This is a genomic window from Pseudomonas sp. MF6767 (genome assembly GCF_016405475.1).
GTDB classification, from domain to species: Bacteria; Pseudomonadota; Gammaproteobacteria; order Pseudomonadales; family Pseudomonadaceae; genus Aquipseudomonas; species Aquipseudomonas paracarnis.
Map to the genome: position 1 here is coordinate 228,866 of NZ_JAEKCY010000007.1, position 16,995 is coordinate 245,860.

Annotated in this window: 20 protein-coding genes; 14 read left to right on the forward strand and 6 right to left on the reverse strand. The window is 59.6% G+C overall.

Annotated elements, in window-relative coordinates; all coding sequences use genetic code 11:
• Positions 1-8: 8 nt before the first annotated feature.
• Positions 9-533, reverse strand: coding sequence for a KdsC family phosphatase (locus JFT58_RS14290; RefSeq protein WP_054897015.1), 525 nt, complete (start codon positions 531-533; stop codon positions 9-11).
• A complete protein-coding gene (locus tag JFT58_RS14295) occupies positions 534-1,508 on the reverse strand; it encodes a KpsF/GutQ family sugar-phosphate isomerase (RefSeq protein WP_034126314.1) in 975 nt (324 codons plus the stop codon).
• A 310-nt stretch (positions 1,509-1,818) separates the two neighbouring features.
• On the opposite strand from JFT58_RS14295, the gene JFT58_RS14300 reads away from it, so the two are divergent.
• The 10 genes from JFT58_RS14300 (at position 1,819) to hisC (ending at position 9,844) form a co-directional block, all read left to right on the forward strand.
• Positions 1,819-2,628 (forward strand): ATP-binding cassette domain-containing protein, encoded by an 810-nt coding sequence (locus JFT58_RS14300; protein WP_003188590.1) that lies wholly within the window; start codon positions 1,819-1,821, stop codon positions 2,626-2,628.
• Positions 2,628-3,425: a lipid asymmetry maintenance ABC transporter permease subunit MlaE gene (gene mlaE, locus JFT58_RS14305; protein ID WP_003188592.1), complete on the forward strand. Its 798-nt coding sequence runs from the start codon at positions 2,628-2,630 to the stop codon at positions 3,423-3,425. The genes JFT58_RS14300 and mlaE overlap by 1 nt, the downstream gene beginning before the upstream one ends.
• On the forward strand, positions 3,425-3,892 hold the full coding sequence (mlaD, locus tag JFT58_RS14310; protein ID WP_003188593.1) for an outer membrane lipid asymmetry maintenance protein MlaD: 468 nt from the start codon (positions 3,425-3,427) through the stop codon (positions 3,890-3,892). Before mlaE ends, mlaD begins: the two co-directional genes overlap by 1 nt.
• An 11-nt stretch (positions 3,893-3,903) precedes the next feature.
• Positions 3,904-4,551: an MlaC/ttg2D family ABC transporter substrate-binding protein gene (locus JFT58_RS14315; RefSeq protein WP_014716940.1), complete on the forward strand. Its 648-nt coding sequence runs from the start codon at positions 3,904-3,906 to the stop codon at positions 4,549-4,551.
• A complete protein-coding gene (locus tag JFT58_RS14320) occupies positions 4,548-4,853 on the forward strand; it encodes an STAS domain-containing protein (RefSeq protein WP_003188596.1) in 306 nt (101 codons plus the stop codon). The genes JFT58_RS14315 and JFT58_RS14320 overlap by 4 nt, the downstream gene beginning before the upstream one ends.
• A gap of 114 nt (positions 4,854-4,967) precedes the next feature.
• Positions 4,968-5,207: a BolA family protein gene (locus JFT58_RS14325; RefSeq protein ID WP_003188597.1), complete on the forward strand. Its 240-nt coding sequence runs from the start codon at positions 4,968-4,970 to the stop codon at positions 5,205-5,207.
• 23 nt (positions 5,208-5,230) lie between these two features.
• Positions 5,231-6,496: a UDP-N-acetylglucosamine 1-carboxyvinyltransferase gene (murA, locus tag JFT58_RS14330; RefSeq protein ID WP_034126315.1), complete on the forward strand. Its 1,266-nt coding sequence runs from the start codon at positions 5,231-5,233 to the stop codon at positions 6,494-6,496.
• A 211-nt stretch (positions 6,497-6,707) separates the two neighbouring features.
• Positions 6,708-7,343: an ATP phosphoribosyltransferase gene (hisG, locus tag JFT58_RS14335; RefSeq protein WP_003188599.1), complete on the forward strand. Its 636-nt coding sequence runs from the start codon at positions 6,708-6,710 to the stop codon at positions 7,341-7,343.
• A gap of 128 nt (positions 7,344-7,471) precedes the next feature.
• Positions 7,472-8,788 (forward strand): histidinol dehydrogenase, encoded by a 1,317-nt coding sequence (gene hisD, locus JFT58_RS14340; protein ID WP_054897014.1) that lies wholly within the window; start codon positions 7,472-7,474, stop codon positions 8,786-8,788.
• A gap of 3 nt (positions 8,789-8,791) precedes the next feature.
• The gene (gene hisC / locus JFT58_RS14345) at positions 8,792-9,844 is read left to right on the forward strand and encodes a histidinol-phosphate transaminase (protein ID WP_054897013.1); all 1,053 of its coding nucleotides are present in this window, start codon (positions 8,792-8,794) and stop codon (positions 9,842-9,844) included.
• A gap of 127 nt (positions 9,845-9,971) precedes the next feature.
• Here the strand turns inward: hisC and JFT58_RS14350 are convergent, their stop codons facing one another.
• The gene (locus tag JFT58_RS14350) at positions 9,972-11,246 is read right to left on the reverse strand and encodes a uracil-xanthine permease family protein (RefSeq protein WP_003188606.1); all 1,275 of its coding nucleotides are present in this window, start codon (positions 11,244-11,246) and stop codon (positions 9,972-9,974) included.
• A gap of 2 nt (positions 11,247-11,248) precedes the next feature.
• Positions 11,249-11,887, reverse strand: a complete 639-nt coding sequence (gene upp / locus JFT58_RS14355) for a uracil phosphoribosyltransferase (RefSeq protein ID WP_003188608.1) — start codon at positions 11,885-11,887, stop codon at positions 11,249-11,251.
• A 164-nt stretch (positions 11,888-12,051) separates the two neighbouring features.
• Here upp and JFT58_RS14360 point away from each other — a divergent pair, with 164 nt between their 5' ends.
• From JFT58_RS14360 to JFT58_RS14370, 3 genes are all read left to right on the forward strand, one after another.
• Complete coding sequence (locus JFT58_RS14360; protein WP_003188610.1) at positions 12,052-12,609, forward strand: hypoxanthine-guanine phosphoribosyltransferase; 558 nt, start codon at positions 12,052-12,054, stop codon at positions 12,607-12,609.
• A gap of 3 nt (positions 12,610-12,612) precedes the next feature.
• Positions 12,613-13,080 (forward strand): WbuC family cupin fold metalloprotein, encoded by a 468-nt coding sequence (locus JFT58_RS14365; protein ID WP_034126318.1) that lies wholly within the window; start codon positions 12,613-12,615, stop codon positions 13,078-13,080.
• A gap of 211 nt (positions 13,081-13,291) precedes the next feature.
• Complete coding sequence (locus tag JFT58_RS14370) at positions 13,292-13,579, forward strand: PA4642 family protein (RefSeq protein WP_003188614.1); 288 nt, start codon at positions 13,292-13,294, stop codon at positions 13,577-13,579.
• Between the two features lie 97 nt (positions 13,580-13,676).
• Here the strand turns inward: JFT58_RS14370 and mqo are convergent, their stop codons facing one another.
• On the reverse strand, positions 13,677-15,215 hold the full coding sequence (gene mqo, locus JFT58_RS14375) for a malate dehydrogenase (quinone) (protein WP_034126319.1): 1,539 nt from the start codon (positions 15,213-15,215) through the stop codon (positions 13,677-13,679).
• Positions 15,216-15,943: 728 nt separating this feature from the next.
• Positions 15,944-16,177, reverse strand: coding sequence for a hypothetical protein (locus JFT58_RS14380; RefSeq protein ID WP_034126320.1), 234 nt, complete (start codon positions 16,175-16,177; stop codon positions 15,944-15,946).
• Between the two features lie 183 nt (positions 16,178-16,360).
• On the opposite strand from JFT58_RS14380, the gene JFT58_RS14385 reads away from it, so the two are divergent.
• Positions 16,361-16,945: a YajG family lipoprotein gene (locus tag JFT58_RS14385; protein ID WP_034126321.1), complete on the forward strand. Its 585-nt coding sequence runs from the start codon at positions 16,361-16,363 to the stop codon at positions 16,943-16,945.
• Positions 16,946-16,995 lie beyond the last annotated feature (50 nt).

A 16,995-nucleotide genomic window follows, 5' to 3' on the forward strand; every position in this document is an offset into this window, starting at 1 on the left:
ATAACGCTCTATAGGTAGGCGGCGTGGGCCGCTTCAAGACTGCCTTGGGCACGCAGGATCAACTCGCAGAACTCGCGGGCGGCACCCTCGCCGCCACGGGCGGTGGTGATGCCATGGGCGTGTTCGCGGACAAACGCCGCGGCATTTGCGACGGCCATGCCCAGGCCCACCCGGCGAATCACCGGCAGGTCTGGCAGGTCGTCGCCCAGATAGGCGACTTGTTCATAGCTTAGGTTGAGTTGGCCAAGAAGCTCGTCCAGCACCACCAGTTTATCCTCGCGGCCCTGATACAGGTGAGGAATACCGAGGTTTTGTGCACGGCGTTCCACAACCGGTGTTTTTCGACCGCTGATAATTGCGGTTTGCACGCCCGCTGCCATCAGCATCTTGATGCCTTGGCCGTCGAGGGTGTTGAAGGTCTTGAATTCGCTGCCGTCTTCGAGGAAGTACAGGCGGCCATCGGTCAGCACGCCGTCAACGTCGAAAATCGCCAGCTTGATGTCTTTACCGCGTTGCAACAGGTCGCTGTTCATTTACATCACTCCTGCGCGCAGCAAGTCGCCAAGGTTAAGGGCCCCGATCGGCCGGTCATCGTCGTCGACCACGATAAGAGCACCTATGCGGTGATCTTCCATGATTTTCAACGCTTCGGCCGCGAGCATTTCGGCGCGCGCGGTCTTACCGTGAGGGGTCATCACTGCGTCGATGGTCGCGGTATGGATATCAATGGTGCGGTCCAGGGTGCGACGCAGGTCACCGTCGGTGAATATCCCTGCCAGTCGGCCATCGGTTTCGACGATGGCAGTCATGCCCAAGCCCTTGCGGGTCATTTCCATCAGCGCATCCCTGAGCAGGGTGCCGCGTGGAACGCTCGGCAGCTCGGCGCCGCGATGCATGACATTTTCCACTTTCAGCAGCAGGCGACGGCCCAGTGCGCCACCCGGATGGGAAAATGCGAAGTCCTCGGCCGTAAACCCGCGGGCCTCCAGCAGTGCCACCGCGAGGGCATCGCCCATTACCAGCGCGGCGGTAGTGGAGGAGGTGGGCGCCAGGTTCAGCGGGCAGGCCTCATGGGCTACGTGCACGTTCAGGTTGACGTCGGCGGCCTTGGCCAGCGTTGACTCAGGGTTGCCAGTGAGGCTGATCATCTGGATGCCCAGGCGCTTGATCAGCGGCAGCAGGGTCACGATTTCGTTGGTAGTACCGGAGTTGGACAGGGCGAGGATCACGTCGTCCTTGGTGATCATACCCATGTCGCCGTGGCTGGCTTCGGCCGGGTGCACGAAAAACGCGGTGGTCCCGGTGCTCGCCAGGGTCGCTGCGATCTTGTTGCCAATGTGGCCGGACTTGCCCATGCCGACCACCACAACGCGGCCCTTGCTGGCCAGAATCATCTCGCAGGCGCGCACGAAATCCGCGTCGATATGCGCCAGCAAGCCCTCTACGGCTTCAAGCTCAAGGCGTATGGTGCGTTGTGCGGATTGAATAAGGTCGCTGGATTGGCTCATGTCTGAAATCGTATAGCCTGACGAAAAGTCGGCGATTATAGCGGTAATGATCAATTCCCTCACGCAAGTTCGTCAGGCTTTGTGCGCGGAATAACTGAAAACCACCGTCGGTAACATAGCAAGCAACGTTTTTTCCCTGTCTCAAATCTGAACCAGCGCTGTTCCGGCCTTGGGGGCTCTGTACCAGCAGTGATATAGTTCGCCGCCAGTTCGGTCCGCCCAACCCATGTGCTCAACTATTGCGCATCTGTTGAAAACCAAAGTCGCACACATGGTGTCTGAGTGAAAGGCTGCATCCCAAGGAGATTAGATGAGTGCCGATAACGCCTACGCGGTCGAGCTGAAGGGTCTTACCTTCAAGCGCGGTACGCGCAGCATCTTCAATAACGTCGATATTCGCATTCCTCGCGGCAAGGTCACGGGCATCATGGGGCCTTCCGGTTGCGGCAAGACCACCCTGTTGCGCCTGATGGGCATGCAATTGCGCCCCAGTGCCGGGGAAGTGTGGGTCAACGGCCAGAACCTGCCAACGCTGTCGCGTAGCGATCTGTTCGATGCGCGCAAGCATATGGGCGTGCTATTTCAGAGCGGCGCGCTGTTCACCGACCTCGATGTGTTCGAAAACGTAGCCTTTCCGCTGCGGGTGCACACCCAGCTGTCCGATGAAATGATTCGTGACATCGTGTTGTTGAAACTGCAGGCCGTAGGGCTTCGCGGCGCCATCGACCTGATGCCGGACGAGTTGTCTGGCGGCATGAAGCGCCGTGTTGCCTTGGCGCGGGCGATTGCCCTCGACCCACAGATCCTCATGTATGACGAGCCATTCGTAGGTCAGGATCCGATCGCCATGGGCGTGTTGGTGCGCCTGATCCGCCTGCTCAACGATGCATTGGGGATCACCAGTATCGTGGTTTCCCACGACCTGGCCGAAACCGCGAGCATCGCCGACTACCTATATGTAGTGGGTGATGGTCAGGTGCTGGGGCAGGGTACGCCTGAAGAGTTGATGAACGCCGATAACCCGCGCATTCGCCAATTCATGACCGGCAACCCCGATGGCCCGGTGCCTTTTCACTTTCCGGCAGCGGACTACCGCTCAGATCTTCTGGGGAAGCGCTGATGCGCAAGACATCTCTTATCGAGAAGGTTCGCCTTTTCGGTCGCTCGGGCATCGACATCGTCGAAGTGCTGGGGCGTTCGACCATTTTCCTGTTTCACGCCTTGCTGGGGCGAGGCGGTATCGGCGGCGGCTTTGGCCTGCTGGTCAAGCAGCTGCACTCGGTGGGGGTGATGTCCCTGGTGATCATCGTGGTCTCCGGCGTATTCATCGGCATGGTGCTGGCGCTGCAGGGTTTCAATATCCTGTCCAGCTACGGCTCGGAGCAGGCGGTAGGGCAGATGGTGGCCCTGACCCTGTTGCGTGAGCTTGGCCCGGTGGTTACCGCCTTGTTGTTCGCAGGGCGTGCAGGATCGGCGCTGACCGCTGAAATCGGCAATATGAAATCCACTGAGCAGCTGTCCAGCCTGGAAATGATCGGCGTGGACCCGCTCAAGTACATTGTTGCCCCGCGCCTGTGGGCCGGCTTCATTTCCCTGCCACTGCTGGCAATGATCTTCAGCGTGGTGGGTATCTGGGGTGGTTCGTGGGTGGCGGTTGACTGGCTGGGCGTCTACGACGGCTCCTACTGGGCCAACATGCAAAACAGCGTGACCTTCACCGGTGACGTGCTCAACGGCATCATAAAGAGCATCGTCTTTGCCTTTGTGGTGACCTGGATTGCCGTATTCCAAGGCTATGACTGTGAGCCCACTTCAGAGGGGATCAGCCGTGCCACTACCAAGACCGTTGTATACGCTTCGTTGGCGGTACTGGGCCTTGACTTCATTTTGACCGCCTTGATGTTTGGAGATTTCTGATGCAAAACCGCACTGTGGAAATCGGTGTCGGCCTTTTCTTGCTGGCTGGCATCCTGGCTTTACTGTTGCTGGCCCTGCGAGTCAGTGGCCTTTCGGCCAGCCCTACCGCCGATACCTATAAACTTTACGCGTACTTCGACAATATCGCCGGTTTGACGGTCAGATCCAAAGTGACCATGGCCGGTGTCACCATCGGCAAGGTCACGGCAATCGATCTGGATCGCGACAGCTTTACCGGTCGGGTGACGATGCAACTGGACAAGAAGGTAGATAATCTGCCAACTGACTCCACTGCATCTATCCTCACTGCGGGTTTGCTGGGCGAGAAGTACATCGGGGTCAGCGTGGGGGGGGAAACAGCCCTGCTCAAGGATGGTTCGACCATCCACGACACACAGTCGTCGCTGGTGCTTGAAGACCTGATCGGGAAATTTTTGCTCAATACGGTCAATAAAGACGCTAAATGAGGAATCTGTTCATGATCTCTACCTTGCGACGTGGCCTGCTGGTACTGCTTGCAGCATTGCCGATGATGGCCAACGCGGCAGGTTCTGCCCACGATTTGGTGCAGGACACCACCAGCAAAATGCTGGCTGACCTCAAGGCTAATAAAGAACAGTACAAGCAAGACCCTTCCAAGTTCTATAACGCGCTCAACACGATCGTTGGCCCTGTGGTCGATGCTGAAGGCATCTCCAAAAGCATCATGACGGTCAAATATTCGCGCAAAGCTACGCCTGCGCAAATGCAGACGTTCCAGGAAAACTTCAAGAAGGGGCTGTTCCAGTTCTACGGTAACGCTCTGCTGGAATACAACAACCAGGGCATTATCGTTGATGCGCCCAAGGACGAGTCGGGCGACCGTGCCGAAGTCGGAATGAAAGTCTCCGGCAGCAATGGCGCCGTGTACCCTGTGTCCTACACCCTGACGAAAATCAACGGTGAGTGGAAACTGCGTAACGTTATCATCAACGGTATCAACATCGGCAAGCTGTTCCGTGATCAGTTCGCCGACGCGATGCAGCGCAATGGCAACGATCTGGACAAGACCATCAATGGTTGGGCCGGTGAAGTGGCCAAGGCCAAGGAAGAAACCGATAAAGCTGCCGGGAAGCCTGCGCAATGACCGAGTCGGCTGTTCGTATCGGCGACGCCGGCGAGCTGTTCCTCAGCGGCGTGCTGGATTACCGCACCGGGCCTGACCTGCGCAAGCAGGGCCAGGCGCTGATCAAGGCCAGTAAGGCGCCAGAGCTGGTGCTTGATTGCTCGGCGGTGACCAAGTCCAGCAGCGTCGGCCTGTCGTTGTTGCTGTGCTTCATGCGTGATGCCGAGGCGGCGAAAAAGCCGGTAAGCATCCGTGCGTTACCAGAAGACATGCGCGAAATTGCCGAAGTTTCCGGTTTGACCGAGCTGCTGGCGCATCCCTGATACACATTATTAAAGAAGCCCCCCGTCAGAGTCCTGCTATGCGGGGTTCGCAGGCGCGGGGCTTTTTTGTATGATGTGCGACCCGTGCGCACTGGGCGCCGATAGAGGTTGAGCATGCAGGCCCTAGAAGTTAAGAGCTTCCTTGAAGGAAAGCTGCCTGAAACGACTGTAGAAGTCGAAGGCGAAGGCTGCAATTTCCAGCTGAACGTGATTAGCGATGAACTGGCGGCATTGAGCCCGGTCAAGCGTCAGCAGCAGATCTATGCCCATTTGAACCCATGGATCACCGATGGCAGCATCCATGCGGTCACTATGAAATTTTTCAGCCGCGCGGCCTGGGCCGAGCGCACCTGAGCCCCCAAGGCGTCGAGATTCTTATGGATAAATTGATTATTACCGGCGGTGCCCGCCTTGATGGCGAGATTCGCATTTCCGGTGCGAAAAACTCCGCCTTGCCGATTCTGGCAGCGACCCTGCTGTGCGATGGCCCGGTGACTGTGGCCAACCTGCCGCACCTGCACGACATCACCACCATGATCGAGTTGTTCGGTCGCATGGGCATTGAGCCGGTGATCGACGAGAAGCTGGCCGTCGAAATCGACCCACGCACCATCAAGACCCTGGTCGCTCCGTACGAACTGGTGAAAACCATGCGTGCGTCGATCCTGGTGCTGGGCCCTATGGTTGCCCGTTTCGGCGAAGCCGAAGTAGCCTTGCCTGGCGGTTGCGCCATTGGTTCGCGTCCGGTCGACCTACACATCCGTGGCCTTGAGGCCATGGGCGCAGTCATCGACGTCGAAGGCGGCTACATCAAGGCCAAGGCGCCGGAAGGCGGCCTGCGCGGCGCGAACTTCTTCTTTGATACCGTCAGCGTCACCGGTACCGAGAACATCATGATGGCCGCTGCCCTGGCCAACGGTCGCAGCGTGTTGCAGAACGCCGCACGCGAGCCGGAAGTGGTCGACCTGGCCAACTTCCTCAACGCCATGGGCGCGAAGGTTTCCGGTGCTGGCACCGACACCATCACTATTGATGGTGTAGAGCGTCTGCACACCGCCACCTACAAAGTCATGCCTGACCGCATCGAGACCGGTACCTACCTGGTTGCCGCTGCCGTGACCGGTGGCCGTGTGAAGGTCAAGGACACCGATCCGACCATCCTGGAAGCCGTCCTGGAAAAACTCAAGGAAGCCGGCGCAGAGATCACCACCGGCGAAGACTGGATCGAGCTGAACATGCACGGCAAGCGGCCAAAAGCCGTCAACGTGCGTACCGCTCCGTACCCGGCGTTCCCGACCGACATGCAAGCGCAGTTCATCTCCTTGAACGCGATTGCCGAAGGCACCGGTGCCGTGATCGAGACCATCTTCGAAAACCGCTTCATGCACGTGTATGAACTGCACCGCATGGGCGCCAAGATCCAGGTCGAAGGCAACACCGCCATCGTCACCGGGATCGACAAGCTCAAGGGCGCGCCAGTAATGGCAACCGACCTGCGTGCCTCGGCCAGCCTGGTAATATCGGCACTGTGCGCCGAAGGTGACACCCTGATCGACCGCATCTACCACATAGACCGTGGTTACGAGTGCATCGAAGAGAAACTGCAGATGCTCGGCGCGAAGATTCGCCGCGTACCGGGCTAGTCCCTGTTTGTGGCGAGGGAGCTTGCTCCCGCTGGACTGCGTAGCAGTCCCGCTCTTCGAGGGCCGCTTCGCGTCCCAGCGGGAGCAAGCTCCCTCGCCACAGTTTGTTGTTGACTGGTTTGTTTCAAATCGAGGCTGTCATGGCCTCGATCTGTGTCTGGCGCCGTTTGCGACCGGACAGCAATAGCCTGATGAAGGACTGACATTTCCCATGTTGACCATCGCACTGTCCAAGGGCCGCATCCTTGACGACACGTTGCCGCTTCTGGCTGAAGCGGGCATCGTGCCGACCGAGAATCCGGACAAGAGCCGCAAGCTGATCATCCCCACGACCCAGGACGACGTGCGCCTGCTGATCGTGCGGGCTACCGACGTGCCGACCTACGTTGAACATGGCGCCGCCGACCTGGGTGTTGCCGGCAAGGATGTGCTGATGGAATACGGCGGCCAGGGCCTGTACGAGCCCCTGGACCTGCGCATCGCACTGTGCAAGCTGATGACCGCCGGCCGCGTCGGTGATGTCGAACCCAAGGGCCGCCTGCGGGTCGCCACCAAGTTCGTCAACGTTGCCAAGCGCTATTACGCCGAACAAGGCCGTCAGGTCGATATCATCAAGCTCTACGGCTCCATGGAGCTGGCACCGCTGATCGGCCTGGCGGACAAGATCATCGACGTGGTCGACACCGGCAACACCCTGCGCGCCAACGGTTTGGAGCCCCAGGATTTTATCGCTGACATCAGCTCCCGCCTGATCGTCAACAAAGCATCGATGAAGATGCAGCACGCCCGTATCCAGGCGTTGATCGACACCCTGCGCAAGGCAGTGGAGTCTCGACACCGCGGTTGACTCCCCCGCGTAGCTGAAGAGCTACGCCCGTCTATCCGCCTCATAGCCAGAATTCTCAGGTGCCCAAGCGGAAACGACTGCTAGTTTAGGGCGCCTGAGTTTTTGCCAATTCTATTGAGGCCCTCGCTATGACCACGTCCACTGCAATTGCCCGACTCAACGCTGCCGACCCGGATTTCGCCCATCATCTGGATCATCTGCTGAGCTGGGAAAGCGTGTCCGACGACTCGGTCAACCAGCGGGTGCTCGACATCATCAAGGCCGTGCGTGAGCGCGGTGATGCAGCGCTGGTGGACTTCACCCGCCAGTTCGACGGCCTGGACGTGCAGTCCATGGCTGACCTGATCCTGCCGCGTGAACGCCTGGAGCTGGCGCTGACGCGCATCACCGCACCGCAGCGCGAAGCCCTCGAAGTCGCTGCGGCGCGGGTACGCAGCTATCACGAAAAGCAGAAGCAGGACTCCTGGAGCTACACCGAGGCCGACGGCACTGTGCTGGGCCAGAAGGTCACGCCACTGGACCGCGCCGGTCTGTACGTGCCGGGCGGTAAGGCGTCGTATCCATCGTCGGTGTTGATGAATGCGATCCCGGCCAAAGTCGCAGGTGTGACCGAAGTGGTCATGGTGGTTCCAACCCCCCGTGGCGACATCAACGAGCTGGTGCTGGCTGCCGCCTGCATCGCCGGTGTGGACCGTGTGTTCACCATCGGTGGCGCCCAGGCCGTCGCAGCGCTGGCTTATGGCACCGAAAGCGTGCCGAAGGTCGACAAAGTGGTCGGCCCCGGCAATATCTACGTCGCCACCGCCAAACGCCATGTGTTCGGCCAGGTCGGTATCGACATGATTGCCGGTCCTTCCGAAATCCTCGTGGTGTGTGACGGCCAGACCGACCCGGACTGGATCGCCATGGACCTGTTCTCCCAGGCGGAGCACGATGAAGACGCCCAGGCGATCCTGGTCAGCCCCGATGCCGAGTTCCTCGACAAGGTCGCCGCCAGCATCAATAAGCTGCTGCCGACCATGGAGCGTGCCGAGATCATCGAGAAGTCGATCAACGGCCGTGGTGCGCTGATTCTGGTGCGTGACATGGAGCAGGCCATTGAAGTGGCCAATCGCATCGCACCGGAGCACCTTGAGCTGTCCGTAGCGGACCCACAGGCCTGGTTGCCATCGATCCGTCACGCTGGGGCGATCTTCATGGGCCGTCACACCAGCGAAGCCCTGGGTGACTATTGCGCCGGCCCCAATCACGTGTTGCCAACCTCCGGTACTGCGCGTTTCTCGTCGCCGCTGGGGGTGTACGACTTCCAGAAGCGCTCGTCGATTATCTTCTGCTCGCCACAAGGCGCTTCCGAACTGGGCAAGACCGCCTCGGTGCTGGCCCGTGGTGAATCCCTCAGCGCGCACGCACGCAGCGCTGAATACCGCATCGTCAAGGGAGAGTAAGGCATGAGCAAATTCTGGAGCCCTTTCGTCAAAGACCTGGTGCCTTACGTACCCGGTGAGCAACCGAAGCTGACCAAGCTGGTCAAGCTCAACACCAACGAAAACCCCTACGGCCCATCGCCCAAGGCGCTGGCGGCAATGCAGGCCGAGTTGAACGACAACTTGCGCCTGTACCCGGACCCCAACAGCGACCTGCTCAAGCAGGCCGTGGCCAGGTATTACGGGATCGATGCCGGCAAGGTGTTCCTCGGCAACGGTTCCGACGAAGTCTTGGCGCACATCTTCCATGGTCTGTTCCAGCACGATCTGCCGCTGCTGTTCCCGGATATCAGCTACAGCTTCTACCCGGTGTACTGCGGCCTGTACGGCATCACGTTCGACGCGGTGCCACTGGACCAACAGTTCCAGATTCGGGCCACTGACTATGCCAGGCCCAACGGCGGGATCATCTTCCCCAACCCTAACGCGCCCACCGGCTGCGTACTGGCGCTGGACGCGGTGGAGCAGATCCTCAAGGCCAGCCCGGATTCGGTGGTGGTGGTCGATGAAGCCTATATCGACTTCGGCGGCGAAACTGCCATCAGCCTGGTAGACCGTTACCCGAACCTGCTGGTGACCCAGACCCTGTCCAAATCGCGCTCACTGGCCGGTTTGCGTGTGGGCCTGGCCGTGGGCCACCCAGACCTGATCGAAGCGCTGGAGCGGGTCAAGAACAGCTTCAACTCCTACCCGTTGGATCGGTTGGCGATTGTTGGCGCGGCGGCCGCGTTTGACGACCGTGAATATTTCGAGAAAACCTGTCAGTGGGTGATCGACAGCCGCAACCAGGTCGTCGCGCAATTGCAGGGCAAGGGGTTTGAGGTATTGCCGTCGGCAGCGAACTTCATCTTTGCGCGTCACCCGCGGCATGACGCTGCAGGACTGGCCGCCAAGTTGCGTGAGCAAGGGGTGATCGTGCGGCACTTCAAGCAGGAGCGGATTGCTCAGTTCCTGCGCATCAGCATCGGGACGCCGGAGCAGAACCAGGCGCTGATCGACGGGCTCGGCGAGCTCTGACAGACGCTGAAAATCAAATGTGGGAGCTGGCTTGCCTGCGATGACGGTGTAACAGTCGACCTATCTGTCGTTTGATACACCGTCATCGCAGGCAAGCCAGCTCCCACACTGATTTGCGTTTAGTCAGTTACAGCAGCGGCTCATCCGGCTTCTTGTTCTTCCAGCCGTCATTGCCCGGCAGCAGCAAGTTCAAACCAATTGCCACCACCGCACACAGGGCGATGCCCTTGAGGCCGAAATCATCCGGGCCGGTGCCGGTACCGACCAGCACACCGCCAATCCCGAACACCAGCGTTACCGACACAATCACCAGGTTGCGCGCCTCGCCCAGGTCGATCTTGTGGCGAATCAGCGTGTTCATCCCCACCGCGGCAATCGAGCCGAACAGCAGGCACAAAATCCCGCCCATCACCGGCACCGGGATACTCTGCAGCAGTGCGCCGAACTTGCCGATGAATGCCAGGCTGATGGCAAACACTGCCGCCCAGGTCATGATTTTCGGGTTGTAGTTCTTGGTCAGCATCACGGCGCCGGTCACTTCGGCGTAGGTGGTGTTTGGCGGGCCGCCAAACATGCCGGCAGCCGTGGTGGCGATACCGTCACCCAGCAGCGTGCGATGCAGGCCAGGCTTTTTCAGGTAGTCGCGGCCGGTCACGCTGCCTACCGCAATCACACCACCGATATGCTCGATCGCCGGGGCCAGTGCTACCGGGACGATAAACAGGATGGCCTGCCAGTTGAACTCCGGCGCGGTGAAGTGGGGCAGTGCGAACCACGGCGCAGCGGCGATTTTCGCCGTGTCGACCACACCAAAGTAGAACGACATGGCAAAACCCACCAGCACGCCGGAAATGATCGGCACCAGGCGGAAAATGCCCTTGCCGAACACCGCCACGATCAAGGTGGTGAGCAGCGCTGGCATCGAAATCAGCATCGCCGTCTGGTAGTGGATCAGCTCTGCACCGTCGCCGGACTTGCCCATGGCCATGTTGGCGGCAATCGGCGCCATGGCCAGGCCGATCGAGATGATCACCGGGCCGATCACCACGGGCGGCAGCAGCCGGTCGATAAAACCGGTGCCCTTGACCTTCACGGCCAGGCCCAGGAACGTATAGACGAAACCTGCTGCCATCACCCCGCCCATGGTCGCTGCGAGGCCGAACTGGCCCTTGGCGAGAATGATCGGGGTGATGAACGCGAAGCTCGATGCCAAAAATACCGGCACCTGCCGCCCTGTCACCACCTGGAATAGCAACGTGCCAAGGCCTGCGGTAAACAGCGCGACGTTTGGATCAAGACCTGTGATCAGCGGCATCAACACCAACGCGCCAAATGCTACGAAGAGCATTTGTGCGCCAGACAGGATCTGGCGCCAAAGCGGGTCGTTGAATTCATCCTGCATGTTCACGCGTCCTTCTGCTTGGTGCCGAAGATCTTGTCACCGGCATCGCCCAGGCCCGGGATGATGTAGCCGTGTTCATTCAGGCGCTCATCGATGGATGCGGTGTAGATCTGTACATCCGGATGGGCCTTCTCGACGGCGGCGATGCCTTCGGGCGCGGCCACCAGCACCATGGCGCGGATGTCACGGCAACCGGCTTTTTTCAGCAGGTCGATGGTGGCTACCATGGAACTGCCGGTGGCGAGCATCGGGTCGATGATCATGGCCAGGCGCTCGTTGATTTCCGGGACGAGTTTTTCCAGGTAGGTGTGGGCCTGCAGCGTTTCTTCATTGCGGGCCACGCCCACGGCGCTGACCTTGGCGCCCGGAATCAGGCTGAGTACACCTTCAAGCATGCCGATACCGGCGCGCAGGATCGGTACCACGGTAATTTTCTTACCGGCGATTTTCTCCACTTGTACGGGACCGGCCCAACCGGGGATCTCGTAGGTTTCCAGGGGCAAATCCTTGGTGGCTTCGTAAGTGAGCAACGCTCCGACTTCCTGAGCAAGCTCACGGAAGTTCTTCGTGCTAATGTCGGCACGGCGCATAAGGCCGAGTTTGTGTCGGATCAGCGGGTGGCGGATCTCGCGAGTGGGCATAGGAAAGGCTCCGGCGGCGGGCAAAAAAACCGGCCTAGATTAATCTATCCGAGGGTGTTGTCCTATAGACATCAAGTACGTTAGTCCATAAAGGCTTGATTGGAGCGCACGAGAAGCGTACCTTCGCCCGCTTTTCTTGCCACAGCACCCCCTTGGAGAGCGCCATGTCTGCTGATCTCGAGCATATCCGTCAAATCATGCACGAGGCTGACTGCCTGTACACCGAAGCGCAAGTCGAAGCAGCGATCGCCAAGGTCGGCGCGCACATTACTCGTGAAATGGCCGACACCAACCCGGTGGTCTTCTGCGTGATGAACGGTGGCCTGATCTTCGCCGGCAAATTGCTGACTCACCTGCAGTTCCCATTGGAAGCCTCTTACCTGCATGCCACCCGCTATCGCAATGAAACCAGCGGCGGCGACTTGTTCTGGAAGGCCAAGCCGGAAGTGTCTTTCATCGACCGTGATGTGCTGATCATCGATGACATTCTCGATGAGGGTCACACCCTGGGGGCGATCATCGACTTCTGCAAACATGCCGGCGCACGCAAAGTGCACACCGCCGTACTGATCGACAAAGACCACGACCGCAAGGCTCGTCCTGAGCTCAAAGCCGATTTCGTCGGATTGCCGTGCGTTGACCGTTATATCTTCGGGTATGGCATGGACTACAAGGGCTACTGGCGTAACGCCAATGGCATCTACGCCGTTAAAGGGATGTAATCGATGGCCCGCTTTCTTGATCAGACCTTATTTGCAGAGTTGGCCGAGAAAGCGGGCGATAGCCCCCGTGGCCGATACCACCATAATTTCCACCAGATGGAGGAGCCGTGTCATCGCCTCGCGGTGGCGCTGCAGCCGAGTACCTATGTGCCGCCTCATCGGCACTTGAGCGCCGACAAGGCCGAGACTTTGCTGGTGCTTCAGGGGCGCCTCGGTCTGCTGATATTCACCGATGCGGGTGAAGTGATCGCCAAACGCGTGATGCAGGCGGGTGGCGAGTGCGCAGGCGTCGATCTGCCACCGGGAGTGTTTCATGGCCTGGTGGTGCTGGAGCCTGACACGGTGATGTTCGAATGCAAGGCCGGGCCTTATCGACCGGTGGGTGAGGGCGAACTGGCTGATTGGGCACCGCGAGAAGGTGATGCAGGTGTGGCTGACTACCAGCGCTGGATGCTTGCTCAGTTCGACTGAACACTGACATCCAAATGTGGGCGTCTGTAGGAGCGAGCTTGCTCGCGAAAAACGTCAACGATAACGCGTGCTTCCTGAATAAACGCGGCGCCTTTGAGCTTTTCACGAGCAAGCTCGCTCCTACAGGTATTAGGGCGAGCCCCCTCCCACATCCGGCGTCGCGCAGGTAGACTTCAAACCCCGTGTAAATGTCTGCAGGCTGGAGTCGGTAATGCGTAAAGATAAGAAACAGGTGATTGGCGACGAAATCGGTGACGACCAGATCAAGTTGTTCCTGGACTTCGAGCCGGTTGATGCGACGTCGCCGTCCCTGCACAAACTGATCAAGGCCTATCGCGGCCTGCGTATCGACGACTTCGAGCGTTTCCTGGGCTTTTTCAAAGAAGCAGGCCTGGACCTGGACGGCAAGGACGAGCATGGCCAGACCTTCGTCGACCTGATCAAGGACCAGCGCAACGCCGCCGAGTACATCGAACTGATCGACAACGCCCGCGGCTGATTGTCCGAGCAAAAAAACGCCCCGGCTTCAGAGTCCGGGGCGTTTTGCTTTTAACGGTAGGAGCGAGCTTGCTCGCGAAGAACCTGAGAGCGGCGCCTTAATCCACTTGCGCCGCGTTATCGTTGACGTTTTTCGCGAGCGAGCTCGCTCCTACAGGTTCCACCAGCTCCAGGCTGATGTTGTTCTGCGTGTTGATCTTGCGATACAGCTCGGCGTCCGTCTCCAGCACTTTCTCGCGCGCCGGGAAGATCTCGTGCAGCTTGGTGGCCCATTCACCGGCGGCTTTCTGCGGGAAGCAGCGCTCGATCAGCTCCAGCATGATCGAGACGGTGACCGAAGCACCAGGAGACGCGCCCAGCAGCGCCGCAAGCGAACCGTCCTTGGCAGCAACCAGTTCGGTGCCGAACTGCAGCACGCCGCCTTTCTTCGGATCTTTCTTGATGATTTGCACGCGCTGGCCGGCCACTTCCAGGCGCCAGTCTTCGGCTTTCGCCTCGGGGTAGAAGCGACGCAGGGATTCCAGGCGCTGTTCCATGGACTGGCGCACTTCGCTGACCAGGTACTTGGTCAGGTCCATGTTGTCGCGGGCCACGGCCAGCATCGGGCCGATGTTGCCGGCGCGAATCGACATCGGCAGGTCAAGGAACGAGCCGTGTTTGAGGAACTTGGTGGTGAAACCGGCGTATGGCCCGAACAGCAGGGATTTCTTGCCATCCACTACGCGGGTGTCCAGGTGCGGCACGGACATCGGCGGCGAGCCCACGGCAGCCTGGCTGTAGACCTTGGCCTGGTGCTGCTTGACCACTTCCGGGTTGTCGCAACGCAGCCACTGGCCGCTCACCGGGAAGCCGCCGAAGCCTTTGCTCTCTTCGATGCCCGAGGCCTGCAGCAATGGCAGCGCCGCACCGCCAGCGCCGAGGAATACGAACTTGGCATCGACGTCGCGGCTGTTACCGCTATTGACGTCCTTGATGCTCACGGTCCAGCCCGCGCCGTTGCGCTTGAGGCCGGTCACGCGTTTGCAGTACTTGACCTGGGCGTCCGGCGAGCTGGTCAGGTGGCTGAGCAACTGATTGGTCAGGGCGCCAAAGTTGACGTCTGTGCCGTTCATCACACGGGTGGCGGCGATTTTTTCATCGAGCGGGCGGCCCGGCATCATCAGCGGCATCCACTCGGCCATTTCGCTGCGGTCTTCGGTGTAGTGCATGTCCGAAAACGCGTGGTGCTGGCTGAGGGTCTCAAAGCGCTTCTTGAGGAAGGACACGCCTTTGTCGCCCTGCACGAAGCTCAGGTGGGGCACCGGGCTGATGAACGACCTGGACGAGCCAAAGGTGCCCTTCTTGGTCAGGTAAGCCCAGAACTGCTTCGACACCTCGAACTGGGTGTTGATGTGCACGGCTTTCTTGATGTCGATGGAGCCATCGGCGGCCTGCGGCGTGTAGTTCAGCTCACACAGCCCGGCGTGGCCGGTACCGGCGTTGTTCCACGGGTTGGAACTCTCCGCGGCACCCGAATCCATCAGCTCAACGACTTCCAGCGTGAGGCCGGGGTCGAGCTCTTTGAGCAGTACGGCCAGGGTGGCACTCATGATGCCGGCCCCTACCAGTACTACGTCGACTGCTTCGTTATGCGCCATTTAACGCGTCTCCAAAATCTGCAGCACCAAATTGACGGCATGGCTGCCAGGAGTGATGGGGCGGTTCACGTGTTGCCCCAGGTTACCCATGGCCAGGATCGCCATGTCCGATTCGCAATTCTTTGCAACTTCAGCACACGCTTCCTGCCGGGCTAATCTGCCTATGAACGCATTCATGGGCGCCTGTGGCAATTCGACTTATGGTCAAAGCGTGCGATTCGTGCAACCAATCCGTAGCGGACAGGCTCAAGCTCCGGTTTTTGAGGAAGGCTCGATCCTGTGTAATTGGGCTGACCCAGACGCTGATGGTGCTTGTACAAACGCCAAACTATTCATTTGCTCGCCACACTCTTGTGAAGTTGTGAAAACCCGTTTTTTCACGCTCTTTTGAAGACGTGAACCTCAAAAAAGGGCTGCCCCAGCCTGGCACCTGGCCCGTAAACCTCTGCCGACACGCGGCGAAACGGGCAAACAACTCAAGTGGCCGAGCGCAATGGCAGCTCTGGCAGATTCGATAAAAGACGGGGTGGTTTGCAAAGGAAATAGCAAGCACGCCAGCTTCACTCGATCTGTGTGGGCGGCTCTCTGTGGGCGATTTTGGGGGCTAATGCCTGGGCATTAACGATGCTGCGGGGCCCGATCAGGAGACGTCCTTATAATCGGGGGGAGATTGTAGCGAAGAACGCCAAGGAAATGGGCGTGTTTTATGACTTTTATTCGGGTCCCGGTCAGGAGGCCAACGCTTGCCGGTGTCGTGGGCGAAAAACCTTTGGGCTGACCCGGGCGCTGGCCGGCAGTGGGCGGTGCATCCAGCCCAGGTGAGTCTCGGTCACTTCCACCCAGCCTTCACCGACGGGCGGCAGGCTGCACTGCTTGAAGGCCAGACAATGACCGTGGGCATCAAGCAGGGCAAAGTGGCGATGACGAGCGTGGGACATGAACAGGGTCTTGAGAAGGCGCATGGCGGTGTACCTGGTGTGTTACATGCTTGAAGGTTGCCAGTGTGGCATGACACTGGGGTGACGAATTTATGCGAATTTGTAATTTGCGCAGGGGCTTCAGCCGCCGTTCAGGATCGCTGGTGAGTGGTGCGCGTGCACCGTTATACTGGCGTCCTGTCTGCACCTAGTCCTGGAGAAATGCGTATGTTGCAACGCCTGTTGTTCGGTTTGATCACTGTGACCAGTTTGACCCTTGTCGGCTGCGCCAACAGCCCGCAACAACTCAGCCCGCAACCTAAAGTCACCGCGCAGTTGGCGGCGGTAGGCCACGGCCAGCCGGTATCGGTACGCGTGGTTGACGGTCGCCCGTCGCCAACCCTGGGTTCGCGTGGCGGCCTGTATCCTGAGACCGCGTTGATTTCGGTGAACGGCCAGGATGTGCTGCCCAAGTTGCAGGCCCAGGCTGAAGCCGCTGTGCGTTTGCTGGGCTTTACGCCGACCAACTCGCCAGGCGTGCCGCAACTGACCGTGACCCTGGCCGAGCTGAAATACCAGTCGCCCAAAGACGGCCTGTATGTGACCGAGGCTTCCATCGGCGCTACCTTCAAGTCTGACGTCAGTGCCGGTACCCGCCGCTACAGTGGCCGCTACGCAGCCTCGCTCAACCAGCGGTTCGGCATGTCGCCCAACCAGGAAACCAACACCAAGCTGGTCAGCGACGTGCTCAGTGATGCCTTGACCCGCCTGTTCAAGGACCCAAGCATCGGTCAACTGCTCAGCGCGCAATAAGCCGCTCACAAAAAACCGGGCTCATCGCTGAGCCCGGTTTTTTTGTGCCC

Excerpts from the sequence above, each read along its gene's own strand:
- mqo (WP_034126319.1), bottom strand. The coding sequence starts at position 15,215 with ATGGCGCATAACGAAGCAGTCGACGTAGTACTGGTAGGGGCCGGCATC.
- JFT58_RS14350 (WP_003188606.1), bottom strand. The coding sequence starts at position 11,246 with ATGCAGGATGAATTCAACGACCCGCTTTGGCGCCAGATCCTGTCTGGC.
- JFT58_RS14295 (WP_034126314.1), bottom strand. The coding sequence starts at position 1,508 with ATGAGCCAATCCAGCGACCTTATTCAATCCGCACAACGCACCATACGC.
- JFT58_RS14300 (WP_003188590.1), top strand. The coding sequence starts at position 1,819 with ATGAGTGCCGATAACGCCTACGCGGTCGAGCTGAAGGGTCTTACCTTC.
- hisG (WP_003188599.1), top strand. The coding sequence starts at position 6,708 with ATGTTGACCATCGCACTGTCCAAGGGCCGCATCCTTGACGACACGTTG.
- hisD (WP_054897014.1), top strand. The coding sequence starts at position 7,472 with ATGACCACGTCCACTGCAATTGCCCGACTCAACGCTGCCGACCCGGAT.
- JFT58_RS14380 (WP_034126320.1), bottom strand. The coding sequence starts at position 16,177 with ATGCGCCTTCTCAAGACCCTGTTCATGTCCCACGCTCGTCATCGCCAC.
- upp (WP_003188608.1), bottom strand. The coding sequence starts at position 11,887 with ATGCCCACTCGCGAGATCCGCCACCCGCTGATCCGACACAAACTCGGC.
- JFT58_RS14320 (WP_003188596.1), top strand. The coding sequence starts at position 4,548 with ATGACCGAGTCGGCTGTTCGTATCGGCGACGCCGGCGAGCTGTTCCTC.
- JFT58_RS14370 (WP_003188614.1), top strand. The coding sequence starts at position 13,292 with ATGCGTAAAGATAAGAAACAGGTGATTGGCGACGAAATCGGTGACGAC.
- JFT58_RS14365 (WP_034126318.1), top strand. The coding sequence starts at position 12,613 with ATGGCCCGCTTTCTTGATCAGACCTTATTTGCAGAGTTGGCCGAGAAA.
- JFT58_RS14290 (WP_054897015.1), bottom strand. The coding sequence starts at position 533 with ATGAACAGCGACCTGTTGCAACGCGGTAAAGACATCAAGCTGGCGATT.
- JFT58_RS14385 (WP_034126321.1), top strand. The coding sequence starts at position 16,361 with ATGTTGCAACGCCTGTTGTTCGGTTTGATCACTGTGACCAGTTTGACC.
- mlaD (WP_003188593.1), top strand. The coding sequence starts at position 3,425 with ATGCAAAACCGCACTGTGGAAATCGGTGTCGGCCTTTTCTTGCTGGCT.
- hisC (WP_054897013.1), top strand. The coding sequence starts at position 8,792 with ATGAGCAAATTCTGGAGCCCTTTCGTCAAAGACCTGGTGCCTTACGTA.
- JFT58_RS14325 (WP_003188597.1), top strand. The coding sequence starts at position 4,968 with ATGCAGGCCCTAGAAGTTAAGAGCTTCCTTGAAGGAAAGCTGCCTGAA.
- JFT58_RS14360 (WP_003188610.1), top strand. The coding sequence starts at position 12,052 with ATGTCTGCTGATCTCGAGCATATCCGTCAAATCATGCACGAGGCTGAC.
- mlaE (WP_003188592.1), top strand. The coding sequence starts at position 2,628 with ATGCGCAAGACATCTCTTATCGAGAAGGTTCGCCTTTTCGGTCGCTCG.
- JFT58_RS14315 (WP_014716940.1), top strand. The coding sequence starts at position 3,904 with ATGATCTCTACCTTGCGACGTGGCCTGCTGGTACTGCTTGCAGCATTG.
- murA (WP_034126315.1), top strand. The coding sequence starts at position 5,231 with ATGGATAAATTGATTATTACCGGCGGTGCCCGCCTTGATGGCGAGATT.